General features: G+C 72.7%; 12 protein-coding genes. 2 read left to right on the top strand and 10 right to left on the bottom strand.

From position 1 onward, the window contains the following. Nucleotides 1-30 precede the first annotated feature (30 nt). The 6 genes from ACFWTC_RS12210 to ACFWTC_RS12235 are packed head-to-tail and all read right to left on the bottom strand — an operon-like array spanning nt 31 to nt 5,352. Nucleotides 31-663: an MBL fold metallo-hydrolase gene (locus tag ACFWTC_RS12210; RefSeq protein ID WP_384027923.1), complete on the bottom strand. Its 633-nt coding sequence runs from the start codon at nt 661-663 to the stop codon at nt 31-33. Nucleotides 664-701: 38 nt separating this feature from the next. Beyond that, complete coding sequence (locus ACFWTC_RS12215) at nt 702-1,292, bottom strand: hypothetical protein (protein ID WP_383915748.1); 591 nt, start codon at nt 1,290-1,292, stop codon at nt 702-704. Further along, entirely contained in the window at nt 1,289-2,452 is a 1,164-nt protein-coding gene (locus tag ACFWTC_RS12220) for an ROK family glucokinase (protein WP_383915750.1), read from the bottom strand. The genes ACFWTC_RS12215 and ACFWTC_RS12220 overlap by 4 nt, the downstream gene beginning before the upstream one ends. A 16-nt stretch (nt 2,453-2,468) precedes the next feature. Then, nucleotides 2,469-3,371, bottom strand: a complete 903-nt coding sequence (locus ACFWTC_RS12225) for an ATP-binding cassette domain-containing protein (RefSeq protein ID WP_383915752.1) — start codon at nt 3,369-3,371, stop codon at nt 2,469-2,471. After that, nucleotides 3,341-4,375: an ABC transporter permease gene (locus tag ACFWTC_RS12230; protein ID WP_384027922.1), complete on the bottom strand. Its 1,035-nt coding sequence runs from the start codon at nt 4,373-4,375 to the stop codon at nt 3,341-3,343. The genes ACFWTC_RS12225 and ACFWTC_RS12230 overlap by 31 nt, the downstream gene beginning before the upstream one ends. After that, nucleotides 4,372-5,352, bottom strand: a complete 981-nt coding sequence (locus tag ACFWTC_RS12235; protein WP_383915757.1) for a sugar ABC transporter substrate-binding protein — start codon at nt 5,350-5,352, stop codon at nt 4,372-4,374. The genes ACFWTC_RS12230 and ACFWTC_RS12235 overlap by 4 nt, the downstream gene beginning before the upstream one ends. 181 nt (nt 5,353-5,533) lie before the next feature. Here ACFWTC_RS12235 and ACFWTC_RS12240 point away from each other — a divergent pair, with 181 nt between their 5' ends. Beyond that, nucleotides 5,534-6,538: a Gfo/Idh/MocA family oxidoreductase gene (locus ACFWTC_RS12240; protein WP_384027921.1), complete on the top strand. Its 1,005-nt coding sequence runs from the start codon at nt 5,534-5,536 to the stop codon at nt 6,536-6,538. Nucleotides 6,539-6,617: 79 nt separating this feature from the next. On the opposite strand, the gene ACFWTC_RS12245 is transcribed toward ACFWTC_RS12240, so the two are convergent. Both ACFWTC_RS12245 and ACFWTC_RS12250 read right to left on the bottom strand, forming a co-directional pair. Next, a complete protein-coding gene (locus tag ACFWTC_RS12245) occupies nt 6,618-7,556 on the bottom strand; it encodes a DMT family transporter (protein WP_384027920.1) in 939 nt (312 codons plus the stop codon). A gap of 259 nt (nt 7,557-7,815) precedes the next feature. Further along, complete coding sequence (locus tag ACFWTC_RS12250) at nt 7,816-8,433, bottom strand: dihydrofolate reductase family protein (protein WP_383915762.1); 618 nt, start codon at nt 8,431-8,433, stop codon at nt 7,816-7,818. Between the two features lie 190 nt (nt 8,434-8,623). Here ACFWTC_RS12250 and ACFWTC_RS12255 point away from each other — a divergent pair, with 190 nt between their 5' ends. Next, nucleotides 8,624-9,355: a 3-oxoacyl-ACP reductase family protein gene (locus ACFWTC_RS12255; protein ID WP_383915764.1), complete on the top strand. Its 732-nt coding sequence runs from the start codon at nt 8,624-8,626 to the stop codon at nt 9,353-9,355. A 107-nt stretch (nt 9,356-9,462) separates the two neighbouring features. Here the strand turns inward: ACFWTC_RS12255 and alc are convergent, their stop codons facing one another. Both alc and allB read right to left on the bottom strand, forming a co-directional pair. After that, nucleotides 9,463-10,575 carry an allantoicase gene (gene alc / locus ACFWTC_RS12260; protein WP_384027919.1) on the bottom strand — a complete coding sequence of 371 codons (1,113 nt, stop codon included), beginning with the start codon at nt 10,573-10,575 and terminating at the stop codon, nt 9,463-9,465. A gap of 2 nt (nt 10,576-10,577) precedes the next feature. Continuing rightward, nucleotides 10,578-11,912 carry an allantoinase AllB gene (gene allB, locus ACFWTC_RS12265; RefSeq protein ID WP_383915875.1) on the bottom strand — a complete coding sequence of 445 codons (1,335 nt, stop codon included), beginning with the start codon at nt 11,910-11,912 and terminating at the stop codon, nt 10,578-10,580. Between the last annotated feature and the right edge of the window lie 275 nt (nt 11,913-12,187).

Genomic DNA, 12,187 nt, shown 5'->3' on the forward strand with positions numbered 1-12,187 from the left:
ACCCGCCAACCTATCGCCTGGCACCGACAGTCACAGTTCGGTGCTGTCCCCGGCGGTGAGCCGGCCGTGGCCGGCGCCGCCCAGGGCGGCCAGGGCGCCGTCGTAGATCGGCCGGGCGATGTCGGAGAGGTACGCGTCGTGGATGTCGACGGCCCGGCGGGGCTTGACCTCGCGGACGTAGTCGATCACCTCGGCGATCTTGTTCCACGGGGCGTGCACCGGCAGCATCAGGGTGTCCACGGGCGTGCCGGGCACGGTCAGGGCGTCGCCGGGGTGGAAGAGCGAACCGTCCACGAGGAAGCCGACGTTCGTGATCCGCGGGATGTCCGGGTGGATCACGGCGTGCAGCTCGCCGTGCACCTGGACGTCGAATCCGGCCGCGGTGAAGGCGTCCCCGTGGCCCACCGTGTGCACCCGGCCGGGGTAGGCCGGCGCCAGCTTCCCGGCGACGCTGCGCAGGGTCCACAGCTCCGCCGCCGGGTTCGCGTCGAGGACGGCCCGCAGCCGGCCCTCCTCGAAGTGGTCGGGGTGCTCGTGCGTGACCAGCAGGGCGTCGGCGCCCCGGCCCGCGTCCGGTTCGCTGATGGCGCCGGGGTCGATGACGAGCCTGCGCCCGTCCTTCTCCAGCTCGACGCAGGAGTGCAGCCGCTTGGTGAGCTTCATGGGGCAAGGCTAGACGGCCCGGCGCCGGGCGTGCGGGGTCAGGGGGTGGTGGCGGAGACCACGTAGACCTTGGCGATGCGCGGGTTGGTGGCGTCGACGGTGATGTCCCGGGTGGGGCGCGGGTCGTCCTGTTCGAGGGTGGTGCCGAGCCAGTCCGAGTGGGTCTTCCAGTTCCAGCCCGCGACCTCGGTGTCGTGTGCCGAGATGGCGACGCCGGGGGTCAGCTCCCCGCGGCTGGTGCCGACGGAGGTCAGGAAGGTGTCCAGGTCGGCCGGGGTGACCGCGAACTGGGTGTACAGCCGGCTGGTGCGCCAGTTGTTCGTCTCCAGGAAGCCGACCCGCCAGGCCTTGTCCGGGATCGGCACCTCGTAGAGGCTGCGCTGCACCTTGGAGGGCCAGCCGGGGCGGACCTTCGTCGCGCCGACCTTGGCGGCCTTGTCGCGGCCGCTCTGGCGGCTCTGCTGGGCCGAGACGGCGAGGTATCCCGCGGGGACGCCGACCAGCAGCAGGATGATGATCGCGGTGACCCAGCGGCGCCGTACGACGTGCCTGCGGTCCTCCGCGGGCGGCGGTACGGAGTCCCCGTCGGGTGCGGAGGCCTGGTGGGGCAGGGTGGGCGGCGGTGTCACTGCTGGTCCTGGTCCTCGGGGCCGGCGGCGGCGTCACGCCGGCCGAACTGTGCGTAGCGCTCGTACCGCTCGACGCGCCGGCGCGTGGCGCGGCGGAAGCGTCGGGCGACGAGCCGGGAGAGGTCGGCGGCGCCGACCATGCCGGCCTCGGGGCCGAGCTGGGCTTTGGCGATGCGGGCCTCGGGCCGGTAGCCGCGCCCGGTCAGGTGGCGGCGGAAGGCGTCCCGGGCCGGGCCAATCAGCAGGTCGTCGGCGGCGCTGACGCCGCCGCCGATGACGAAGCAGGAGGGGTCTAGGGCGGCGGCGAGGTTGGCGATGCCGACGCCGAGCCACTGGCCGATGTCCTGGAGCAGTTCGACGCACATGGCGTCGCCCTCGCGGGCCAGCTCGGTGATGAGCGGTCCGGTGATCTCCGAGACGTTGCCGCCGACCCGGGCGATGATGTTGTGCGCCACCGGCGAGTCGGCGGCGGCGAGCTCGCGGGCCTCGCGGACCAGGGCGTTGCCGGAGCTGTACTGCTCCCAGCAGCCCCGGTTGCCGCAGGGGCAGCGGTGGCCGCCGGGGACGACCTGCATGTGGCCGAACTCCCCCGCGACCCCGTACCGGCCGCGCTTGACCTGGCCGCCTTCGAGGATGGCCCCGCCGATGCCGGTGCCGAGCGTGATCATGACGAGGTGGTCCTCGCCGCGGCCGGCGCCGAAGCGCCATTCGGCCCAGGCGGCGGTGTTGGCATCGTTGTCCACCATGACGGGGACCGCGAGCCGGGACTGCAGCGCGTCGCGCAACGGCTCGTCGCGCCAGGCCAGGTGGGGTGCGAACAGGACGCGGGAGCGGTCGGCGTCGACCCAGCCGGCCGCGCCGATGCCCACCGCGTGCACGTCGTGCCGGTCGGAGAGGTCCAGGACCAGCTCGACGATGGTGTCCTCGACGACCTTGGCGCTCTTGGACTTGTCGGGGGTCTCCGCGCGGATCTTCTCCAGGATGATGCCGTCGGCGTCGACGACGCCGGCCATCACCTTGGTGCCGCCGATGTCGATGCCGACGGTCGGTACGCGCGGGGCGGTCAGGTGCGACCGGCGCTCACGGGTCCCGATGGTCCGCAGGACGGTGCCCCGCGCCGAGCCCCGGTGGGCGAGCGTGAAGTCCCGGTACGTGCTCATCGAGTCGTGACGTCCCTCATGGTGCGGTGGTGCCGGACGGGGTGCCCGGGCCTGGTGGCGTGCTGGGTGGCGTGCTGTCTGGGCCTGATTCTGCCACCCGCTCCAGCTCGTGGCTCAGTTCGTCGAGCTCGGAGCCTCCCGCCATCTGCCGGGTCAGCTCGTCCAGGGTGATCGAGTCCCGGGTGTGGCTGCCCGCCATGGTGCCGCGCTTGAGGAGGACGAAACGGTCCCCGACCAGGTAGGCGTGGTGCGGGTTGTGGGTGATCAGGACCACGCCGAGGCCCGCGTCGCGGGCGGCGGCGACGTACTTCAGGACGACGCCGGACTGCTTGACGCCGAGCGCGGCGGTGGGCTCGTCCAGTACGAGGACCTTGGCGCCGAAGTAGACGGCGCGGGCGATGGCCACGCACTGCCGCTCGCCGCCGGACAGGGTGCCGATGGGCTGGTCCACGTCGCGCAGGTCGATGCCCATGCGCAGCAGCTCGGTGCGGGTGGTCCGGCGCATGAGCTGCACATCGAGGCGGCGCAGCGGGCCCCGGCCCCTGGTCGGCTCGGAGCCGAGGAAGAAGTTCCGCCAGACGGGCATCAGCGGGACGACGGCCAGGTCCTGGTAGACGGTGGCGATGCCGTGGTCGAGGGCCGCGCGCGGGTTGGCCAGGACGGTCTCCTCGCCCTCGATCTCGAAGGAGCCGGCGTCGTGCCGGTGCAGCCCCGCGATGATCTTGATGAGGGTGGACTTGCCGGCGCCGTTGTCGCCCAGGACGCAGGTGATCTCGCCGGCGGAGACCTCCAGGGAGACGCCCTGGAGGGCGCGGATGTTGCCGTAGTACTTGCTGACGTCGGTCAGCTTCACCAGCGCGGGTGCGGGGCCGGTCGCCTCGGTCATGGTCACTTCGCCTCCGCCCGCTTGCGGACCCATGCGTTGAGCAGCGTCGCGAGCAGCAGCATCGCGCCGAGGAAGAACTTGAACCAGTCCGGGTTCCACTGGGCGTAGACGATGCCGTTGCTGGTCATGCCGAAGATGAAGGCGCCGACGGCCGAGCCGATGGCGGAGCCGTAGCCGCCGGTCATCAGGCAGCCGCCGATCACCGCCGCGATGATGTACAGGAACTCGTTGCCGACGCCTTCGCCCGACTGGACCACGTCGAACGAGAAGAGGATGTGCTGGCCGGCGATCCAGGCGCAGAGCGCGACGCCCATGTAGAGGCCGATGCGGGTCTTGACCACCGGTACGCCGGTAGCGCGGGCCGCGTCGGCTCCGCCGCCCACGGCGAAGATCCAGTTCCCGGCGCGGGTCCGCAGCAGGATCCAGGTGGCCACCGCGACCAGGGCGAACCACCACAGGATGGTGACCTTGAGGGTGACCGAGCCGACGGTCCACTGCGAGGCGAAGAGCGCGCGGGCGGAGGCGAAGCCCTCCATGTCGGCGATGGACTTCGTGGAGACCGAGCCGCTGATCAGCTTGGTGAAGCCGAGGTTCAGGCCGGTCAGCATCAGGAAGGTGCCGAGCGTGATGATGAAGCTCGGCAGCTTGGTGCGGGTCAGCATGAAGCCGTTGAAGAAGCCGATGGCGAGGGTGACGGCCAGGGACACCAGGACGCCGACCCAGACGTTGGCCGTCATCTGGTAGCTGAACATCGAGCTGAACAGCGCCGAGGTGGTGACCATGACGCCGGCGGACAGGTCGAACTCCCCGCCGATCATCAGCATCGCCACCGGGACGGCCATGATCCCGATCGTGGAGGCCGAATACAGGACCGTGCTGAGGCTGGAGGCCCGCAGGAAGCTGTCGGCGGCGAAGGAGAAGAACACGAAGACGGCGGCGGCGCCGACCACCGCGCCCAGCTCCGGGCGGCCGAGCAGCCTGCGCAGCAGGGAGCTGGGCGCGAGCCGTTCGTCCGCGGAGGGTGCGGCGGCGCTCATCGGCTGCCCCGCTTGATGTACTCCTCCAGCGCGGACGCCTCGGCGCCGGTGACGATCTGCGGTCCGGTGAGGACCGGGCGGCCGCCGCCGAGCACGTTCGCGTTGTAGCGGTGGAGCCACAGCAGGTCGATCGCCTCGTAGCCCTGGAGGTAGGGCTGCTGGTCGACGGCGAAGCCGAGCGCGCCGGACTTCAGGTCACGGGCGACGGACGCGTTGAGGTCGAAGGTGTCCACCTCGGCCTTGCTGCCCGCCGCGTCCTTCGCCTTGACGGCGGTGGGCGCGAAGGGGGCGCCGAGGGTGACGATCGCGTCGACGGACGGGTCGGCCTGGAGCTTGGCCTGGAGGGCCGCCTGGACGGAGGGCATGTTGGTGCCCTCGACGTACAGGTTCTCCATCGTGCCGCCGAAGGTCTTCTTCGCCCCGGCGCAGCGCTGCTCGTGGCCCACGTTGCCCTGCTCGTGCAGGACGCAGACGGCCTTCTTGCGGCCGCGCTTCGTCAGCTCGGCGCCGACCGCCTCGCCGGCGATCTCCTCGTCCTGGCCGATGTGGGTGAGCGCCCCGTACGCGGCGGACTGGGCGGAACCGGAGTTCACGGTGATCACCGGGATGCCGGCCTTGACCGCCTTGGCGATGACGTCCTTGAGGGCCTCGGGCTTGGCGAGGCTGACGACGATGCCGTCGACCTTCTGGTCGATCGCGTTCTGCACGAACTGTGCCTGCTGCTGGGCCTGGTCGTCGTGGGCGTAGACGAAGTTGATGTTGTCCTTCGCCGCGGCCTCCTTGGCACCCTTCTGGACGATGTCCCAGAAGGTGTCGCCGTCGCCGGCGTGGGTCACCATCGCGAAGGTCCAGCGCGGGGTGGAGACGGCGGGACGGCCCGCCTCGGCGGCCTCGGCCCGCTCCTCGGCGCGCTTGCCGCCCGTACTGCTGCATCCCGCGAGCGAGGCTCCCAGTACCGCCGCGAGCACGGCGCCCACGACGCGCACCCCTGTCCGAACCCTAGCCACGTCGCCGTGCCCTTCCCTCGTCCGTGTCGTCCGTCATCATTCGGTCATTCCGGTTCCAGCCGCCCAGTATCCGCCACAGTGGACCATGCGGGGTCATCGGGTCATGCGCGGGCAGATTGACAGGTCCCACGTACGGGGTCAGGTTGAGTGCATGCGCATCGGGCTCATCGGGACGGGCCGGATCGGCTCGTTCCACGCGGCGGCGCTGGCCCGCCGCCCGGACGCGGGCTCGCTCCTGCTCGCCGACGCCGATCCCGCGCGGGCGGCGCGCCTCGCCGACCGGCTCGGGGCCACCGCCGCGCCCTCGGTCGAGCAGGTCTTCACCTGGGGCGTCGACGCGGTGGTGGTGGCCTGCGCCACCGAGGGCCACGCGGAGCTGGTCGTACGGGCGGTACGGGGCGGCCTGCCGGTGTTCTGCGAGAAGCCGGTCGCCCCCGACCTGGCCCGCAGCCTGGCGGTGGTGCGCGAGGTGACCGCGCTCGGCGGGGTGCTCCAGACGGGCTTCATGCGCCGCTTCGACGCGGGCTACCGCTCCGCCAGGGACCTGGTCCGCTCGGGCGCCCTGGGGCGGCTGCACACGGTACGGACGACGACCGCCGACCCTGAGCCGCCGGAGGCCGCGTACCTGGCGACCTCCGGCGGGCTGTACCGGGACTGCCTGGTGCACGACTTCGACATGGTCCGCTGGGTGACCGGGCGGGAGGTGAGCGAGGTGTACGCGGCCGGTTCCGACGCCGGCCCGGCCCGGTTCCGCGAGACGGGTGACATCGACACGGCGGCGGCGGTGCTCACGCTGGACGACGGGACGCTCGTCACGGCGACCGGCACCCGGTGCAACGGCGCCGGGTACGACGTGCGGATGGAGCTGGCCGGAGAGCGGGACCAGGTCTCCGTCGGGCTGGACGACCGCACGCCGATCGCCTCGACCGAACCGCACGGGCCGCCCGCGGCCGGCAAGCCGTGGACCGGATTCCTGGAGCGGTTCGCCCCCGCGTACGAGGAGGAGCTGGCCGCCTTCGTACGGCTGATCCGCGGCGAGGGGCCCAATCCGTGCGACGGCCGCGAGGCGCTGGTCGCGCTGCGGGTGGCGGAGGCGTGCGAGGTGTCGCGCCGCGAGCGGCGCCGGGTCCGGCTGGAGGAGCTCCCGGACCTGTGAACGGGTGGCTCCCGGCGGCGGCATGCCCGCCAGCGTACGGGCGCCGCGCGCCGGCGGCGGGTCATGATCCGGCCAACGTTCACCCGGCCGCGCGGCGCCCCCAGGCGGTCCCGGCCAGGACGAGGGCGACTCCGGCGAACCCGAGCGGGCCGAGGTGCTCGCCCCCGATGGCGATGCCGGCGGCGGCCGCCCACAGGGGCTCGGTGCCGAGCAGCAGGCTGACGCGGGAGGGGGAGGTGCGGCGTACGGCCCACATCTGCACGAAGAACGCGAAGAGGGTGCAGAAGACGGAGAGGAACACCAGGCCCGCCCACTCGGCGGCCCCGAAGTCGGCGGCGGCCGCCCAGGGGGTGGCCCCGGTGCCGGGGAGTGCGGCGAGCAGGGCGAAGACGAGGACCGCGCCGCCCAGCTGGACGGTGGTCAGGGAGAGCGAGTCGGCGTCCTGGACGGCCTTGACGCGGGCCATCAGCAGCACGTGCAGGGTCCGGGCGAGGGCGGCGCCCAGGATCAGCAGGTCACCGAGGCCCGGCCCGGTGAAGCCGGCGCCCTGGGTCAGCAGCACGACGCCGGTCACGGAGACGGCGGCGGCGCCGAGGAACGCGGCCGACGGGCGGACGCGGCGCACGGCGGCTTCCGCCAGCGGGGTGAAGATCATGGTCAGGCTGATGATCAGCCCGGCGTTGGTGGCGGAGGTGTGGACGACCCCGTACGTCTCCAGCAGGAAGATCCCGCCCAGCACGAGGCCCAGCAGCCCGGCCCCGCGCAGCTGGGCGGGGGTCAGCGCCCGCAGCCGTCGCCGTCCGACGAGGACCAGGACGGGCAGCACGAGCGCGAAGCGCAGCACCAGTACGGCGATCACGGTGTGCGCGGTGGTGATGCCCTTGGCGGCGAGGTAGCTGCCGCCCCACACGACGGCCACGGCCAGGACGGGCAGGTCGGCGGTCCAGTTCGGGCGGGGTGCGGCTTCCGGTGCGGAGGGAGCGGAGGCGGAGGCGGGGGCTGGCGGGGCCACGGTCACGGGCTGTCTCCAACGGCGGGTGGCGGGTGGAGACTTCGGCGGCTCGCACGGGTGCGCGGCCACGCTACCGGAGCCGGTGGTGGCGGGCGACCGCTTTGCCGACCGGCGGCGGGGCCGGGTGCAGGGCCGGGCCCGGAGTCGCCCGCAGGGCCGCCGCAGGGCCAGCCGCAGTCGTTCACGCCCCGGCCGGGGCCGCTGCCCTGGGGCGGCCGCGGCCGGTTGCCCGGCGGGCGGCCGCGGCGCCCCGGGCGGCCCCGGATCACTGCCCGATCGTGCCGAACGCCGCGCGTCCCGTGGGGCGGTACGTGCGGATGGACGTACCGCTGGAGGTGGTGCGGGACTGCGTGACCTCGCAGGCCGTGGGGAGGCCGCCCGTCGGGAACAGCCGGCGGCCGGCGCCGAGGAACACCGGGTAGACGAGCAGGTTCAGCTCCTCCACGAGGTCGCGGGCCAGCAGCCACTGGGCCAGCGCTCCGCTGCCGTGGACCTGGAGCTCCCCCTCGGTCGCGTCCTTCGCCCGCACGACCTCGCTCTGCAGCTGCTCCCCGTCGATGACGGTGGTCCCGGCCCAGGCCGGTTCCTTCAGGGTGGTGGAGGCCACGTACTTCGGCAGGCCGTTGAGGCGGCCGGCGATCGGGTCGGCGGGGTCGGTCTGGTGCGGCCAGTACCCGGCGAAGATCTCGTACGTCCGGCGCCCGAGCAGGAAGGCGCCGGCCCGGTCGAAGACCTCGGTCATGAACTCCCCCATGCCCTCGTCAACGAACGGCACGAGCCAGCCGCCGTAGTCGAAGCCGCCGCTGCGGTCCTCGTCCGGCCCGCCCGGGGCCTGCATCACCCCGTCGAGGGTCAGGAAGGTGGTGAGGGTCAGCTTGCCCATGGCTCTGCGCTCCCGGCTCGGTGGTGCTGGTCACTTCTCGGTGGTCCCTGCTCCGTCCAGACTTCCCGCGATCCCGGAACTGATCGGTGCGGCGCGCGTGAACGCCACGTCCGATTCCCGCCAGCGCCCGCACCCCGACTGCCATTTCATTGAAGACGCAACCACTTGAGGGCAACCGAGGGAGAACACCGTGAACGGCAAAGTGGCACTGGTGACGGGCGGCAGCCGGGGCATAGGGGCAGCGACCGCTCTGCGGCTCGCCGAGGACGGCGCGGACGTCGCGTTCACCTACCGGACGGGCGAGTCGCACGCGGCCGAGGTGCTGAAGGGGATCGAGGCGACCGGGCGCCGCGGGCTGGCCGTCCGGGCCGACGCGGGCGACCCGGAGGCGGCCGCCGGGGCGGTGGAGCGGACCGTACGGGAACTCGGCCGGCTCGACGTGCTCGTCAACAACGCGGGGATCGGCGTGCTCGGCCCCCTGGAGGAGCTGACGGCGGCCGACGTCGAACAGGTCCTGGCGGTCAACGTCCGCGGCGTCTTCCTGACCACGCGGGCCGCCGCCCCGAGGCTCGGCGAGGGCGGACGGATCCTCACCATCGGCAGCTGCGTGACCCAGCGGGCGCCCGGACCGGGCGGCACCCTCTACACGATGAGCAAGTCGGCGCTGACCGGGCTGACCAAAGCGCTGGCCCGGGAGCTGGGCGGGCGCGGGATCACCGCGAACATCGTCCACCCGGGTCCGGTGGACACGGACATGAACCCGGCGGACGGACCGTACGCCGCCCCGCAGGCCGCGCTGACGGCCCTCGGCCGCTTCGGCACCCCCCGGGAGGTGGCGGCCGTGGTGTCGTTCCTGGCGGGACCGGACGCCGCGTACGTCACGGGCGCCGAGTTCTCGGTCGACGGCGGCCACGCGGCGTAGCCCGGCCCGCGACGCGCCGAAGGGGCGCACCGCCGGGCGGTGCGCCCCTTCGGGCCGTGTGCGCCCCGGGGGTGTCGGCCCCCGGGGCGGTCGCGGGGCGGGAGGCGTCAGCCGCCGAGCTCCTGGTGGCGCGCGGCGTGCGCGGCGGCGCCGGCCTCCGTCAGCGAGCCGTACAGGCGCAGCCGGGAGAAGCCGCCGTCCGGGAAGATGTCGATCCGGACGTGCGTGCCGACCGCCGGGGCGTCCAGCACGAAGCGGTGGTTGGTGTCGGGCTGCAGGCGGGTGCGCGGCAGGAATTCCGTCCACTCGCCGTCCTCGCCCGTCTTGACGGACAGCGAGGCCCAGCCGGCCGAGTTGCCCTTGAGGTACGCGGTGTCGATCTCGACGGCGCGGATCTCGGACTCGGCGGCGAGCTGGTAGCGGATCCAGTCGTTGCCGTGGTCGCGGCGGCGGGCGGTCTCCCAGCCGTCGTCCATCTTGCGGGAGCGGCCCGGGTTGATGGTGTTGGCCGGCGGCGAGTAGAAGCGGTTGGACGCGTCCTCGACGGAGCCGCCGTTCTCCAGCGCGACGACGTCGAACGTGCCCAGCGCGGCCAGCCACTTCGGGTCGGTGCGGACCTCGCCGTGGACGCGCAGGCGGGCGATGCCGCCGTCGGGGTGCTGGTTGACGCGCAGGTGCGTGAAGCGCTGCCCGACGTTCACCTCGAAGCCGTTGGCCGCGTGGCCGCCGACCGGGGTGCGCTCGACGAGGGTCGTCCACTTCACGTCGTCGGAGAGGAGCTCCTGCGCGGTCGGGGAGCCCGCGACGCAGGCGCCCTGGACCGAGACGGCCTGCGGCATGTTGCCGCGGAAGTGCGCGGTGTCGACGATGATGCCGCGGATGACGCCGGGGGCGCCGAGGCGGACGAGCGCCCAGTCGTGGTCCTCGGCGGTGGGCCAGGGCTGGGTGGCGGAGACTCCGCGGCGGCGGCGGGTCTCCCAGCCGTCCATGACCTTGCCCTTGTGGCCGAAGTCCTCGGGGTCGAAGTGCGCCGCCTCGGAGATCAGCAGGTTCTCGCGCTGGGCGAAGAACTCGTCGTTGGCCTCGATGACACCGGCGCCCAGCTCACGGGCGGCGAGGTTCGCGTACTGGGTGAAGGGGAAGTCCGCGGTGCGGTAGTCCGCGTACGGGTCGCCGCCTCCGTACGGGTTCGCGTTGCCGGTGAAGGTCGCAATCGCCACTGTCAGTTCTGCCTTTCGAGGAGGAGGCCCGTGGGCTCGGTCGGGGTGCCGTGGTCCGCGATCCGCGTGCCGCGCAGCCAGGTGGACTTCACGACGCCGTGCAGGGTCTTGCCCGCGTACGCCGTGATCCGGTTGCGGTGGTGCAGTTCCGCGGGATCCACGGTGAAGGTCTCTTCGGGTGCCAGGACGGCGAAGTCGGCGTCGCGGCCGGCTTCGATCGCACCCTTCTGCGTCAGGCCGGCGAGGGCGGCCGGGGCGGCGGACATCCAGCGCACGACGTCTTCCAGGGAGCGGCCGCGGCCGCGCGCCTCGGTCCAGATCGCCGGGAGGCCCAGCTGGAGGGAGGAGATGCCGCCCCACGCGGTGGCGAAGTCGCCGGTCTTCAGGTCCGCGGTGGAGGGCGAGTGGTCGGAGACGATGCAGTCGATGGTGCCGTCGGCGAGCGCGTCCCACAGGAGGTCCTGGTTGGCGGCTTCGCGGATGGGCGGGCAGCACTTGAACTCGGTGGCGCCGTCCGGGACTTCCTCGGCCGTCAGGGTGAGGAAGTGCGGGCAGGACTCGACGGTGATCCGGACGCCCTCGGCCTTGGCGGCGGCGATCAGCGGCAGCGCGTCGCTGGACGACAGGTGCAGTACGTGGACACGGGCGTTCAGCCGCCTGGCCTGGTCGATCAGGTTCTGGATCGCGGTGTTCTCGGCGTCCCGGGGACGGGAGGCGAGGAAGTCCGCGTACTTGGGGCCCGGGTTCTGCGGGGCCGACTCCAGGTGGTGCGGGTCCTCGGCGTGCACGATCAGCAGGCCGCCGAAGCCGGTGATCTCGGCGAGGGAGATGGCCAGCTGCTCCTGGTCGAGCTCGGGGAACTCCTCCACCCCGGAGGGCGACAGGAAGCACTTGAAGCCGTAGACCCCGGCGTCGTGCAGCGGGCGCAGGTCCTTGACGTTGGACGGCAGGGCGCCGCCCCAGAAGCCGACGTCCACGTGCGCCTTGGCGCGGGCGACCTCCTGCTTGACGCGGAGGTTGTCGACCGTGGTGGTGGGCGGCAGGGAGTTGAGCGGCATGTCGAGGATCGTGGTGATGCCGCCGGCCGCGGCGGCGCGGGTGGCCGTCCAGAAGCCCTCCCACTCGGTGCGGCCGGGGTCGTTCACGTGGACGTGGGTGTCGACCAGGCCGGGGAGCAGGACGTCGTCGCCGAAGTCCTCCAGCCGGGCTCCGGCCGGTACCTCGGCGTCGTGTGCCAGCACCGCCGTGATCTTCCCGTCGGCGACGGCCACCGAGGCGGCGCGCGTCCCCTCGGGGGTGATGACGCGCGTCGAGCGCAGTACCAGTTCCACAGCCACGTCGGACACCGGAACCTCCCCATCTACTTCCACAGAGCGAAATTCAACGTTCTGTTGACGGAGTCTTCACGGCGATCCCTGACCAGTCAAGAGCGCCCGGACGGACCACTGACACGCCTGGACCGCAATTGGATGTTTCCACAGGATGGAATTAAGATTTCGCGATACAGAATGTAGCTACCACCACCGGGAGTGGGCCGGTAACCTCCCGAGGACGTCCGCCACCCGGACAAACCGCCTCTGACCGGCGGGGAAGGCGGCTCCCCTGGCCTAGG

Source organism: Streptomyces sp. NPDC058619, from assembly GCF_042717785.1.
Classification (GTDB): Bacteria; Actinomycetota; Actinomycetes; order Streptomycetales; family Streptomycetaceae; genus Streptomyces.

Excerpts from the sequence above, each read along its gene's own strand:
- ACFWTC_RS12210 (WP_384027923.1), bottom strand. The coding sequence starts at position 663 with ATGAAGCTCACCAAGCGGCTGCACTCCTGCGTCGAGCTGGAGAAGGAC.
- ACFWTC_RS12220 (WP_383915750.1), bottom strand. The coding sequence starts at position 2,452 with ATGAGCACGTACCGGGACTTCACGCTCGCCCACCGGGGCTCGGCGCGG.
- ACFWTC_RS12225 (WP_383915752.1), bottom strand. The coding sequence starts at position 3,371 with ATGGGTCCGCAAGCGGGCGGAGGCGAAGTGACCATGACCGAGGCGACC.
- ACFWTC_RS12230 (WP_384027922.1), bottom strand. The coding sequence starts at position 4,375 with ATGAGCGCCGCCGCACCCTCCGCGGACGAACGGCTCGCGCCCAGCTCC.
- ACFWTC_RS12240 (WP_384027921.1), top strand. The coding sequence starts at position 5,534 with ATGCGCATCGGGCTCATCGGGACGGGCCGGATCGGCTCGTTCCACGCG.
- ACFWTC_RS12250 (WP_383915762.1), bottom strand. The coding sequence starts at position 8,433 with ATGGGCAAGCTGACCCTCACCACCTTCCTGACCCTCGACGGGGTGATG.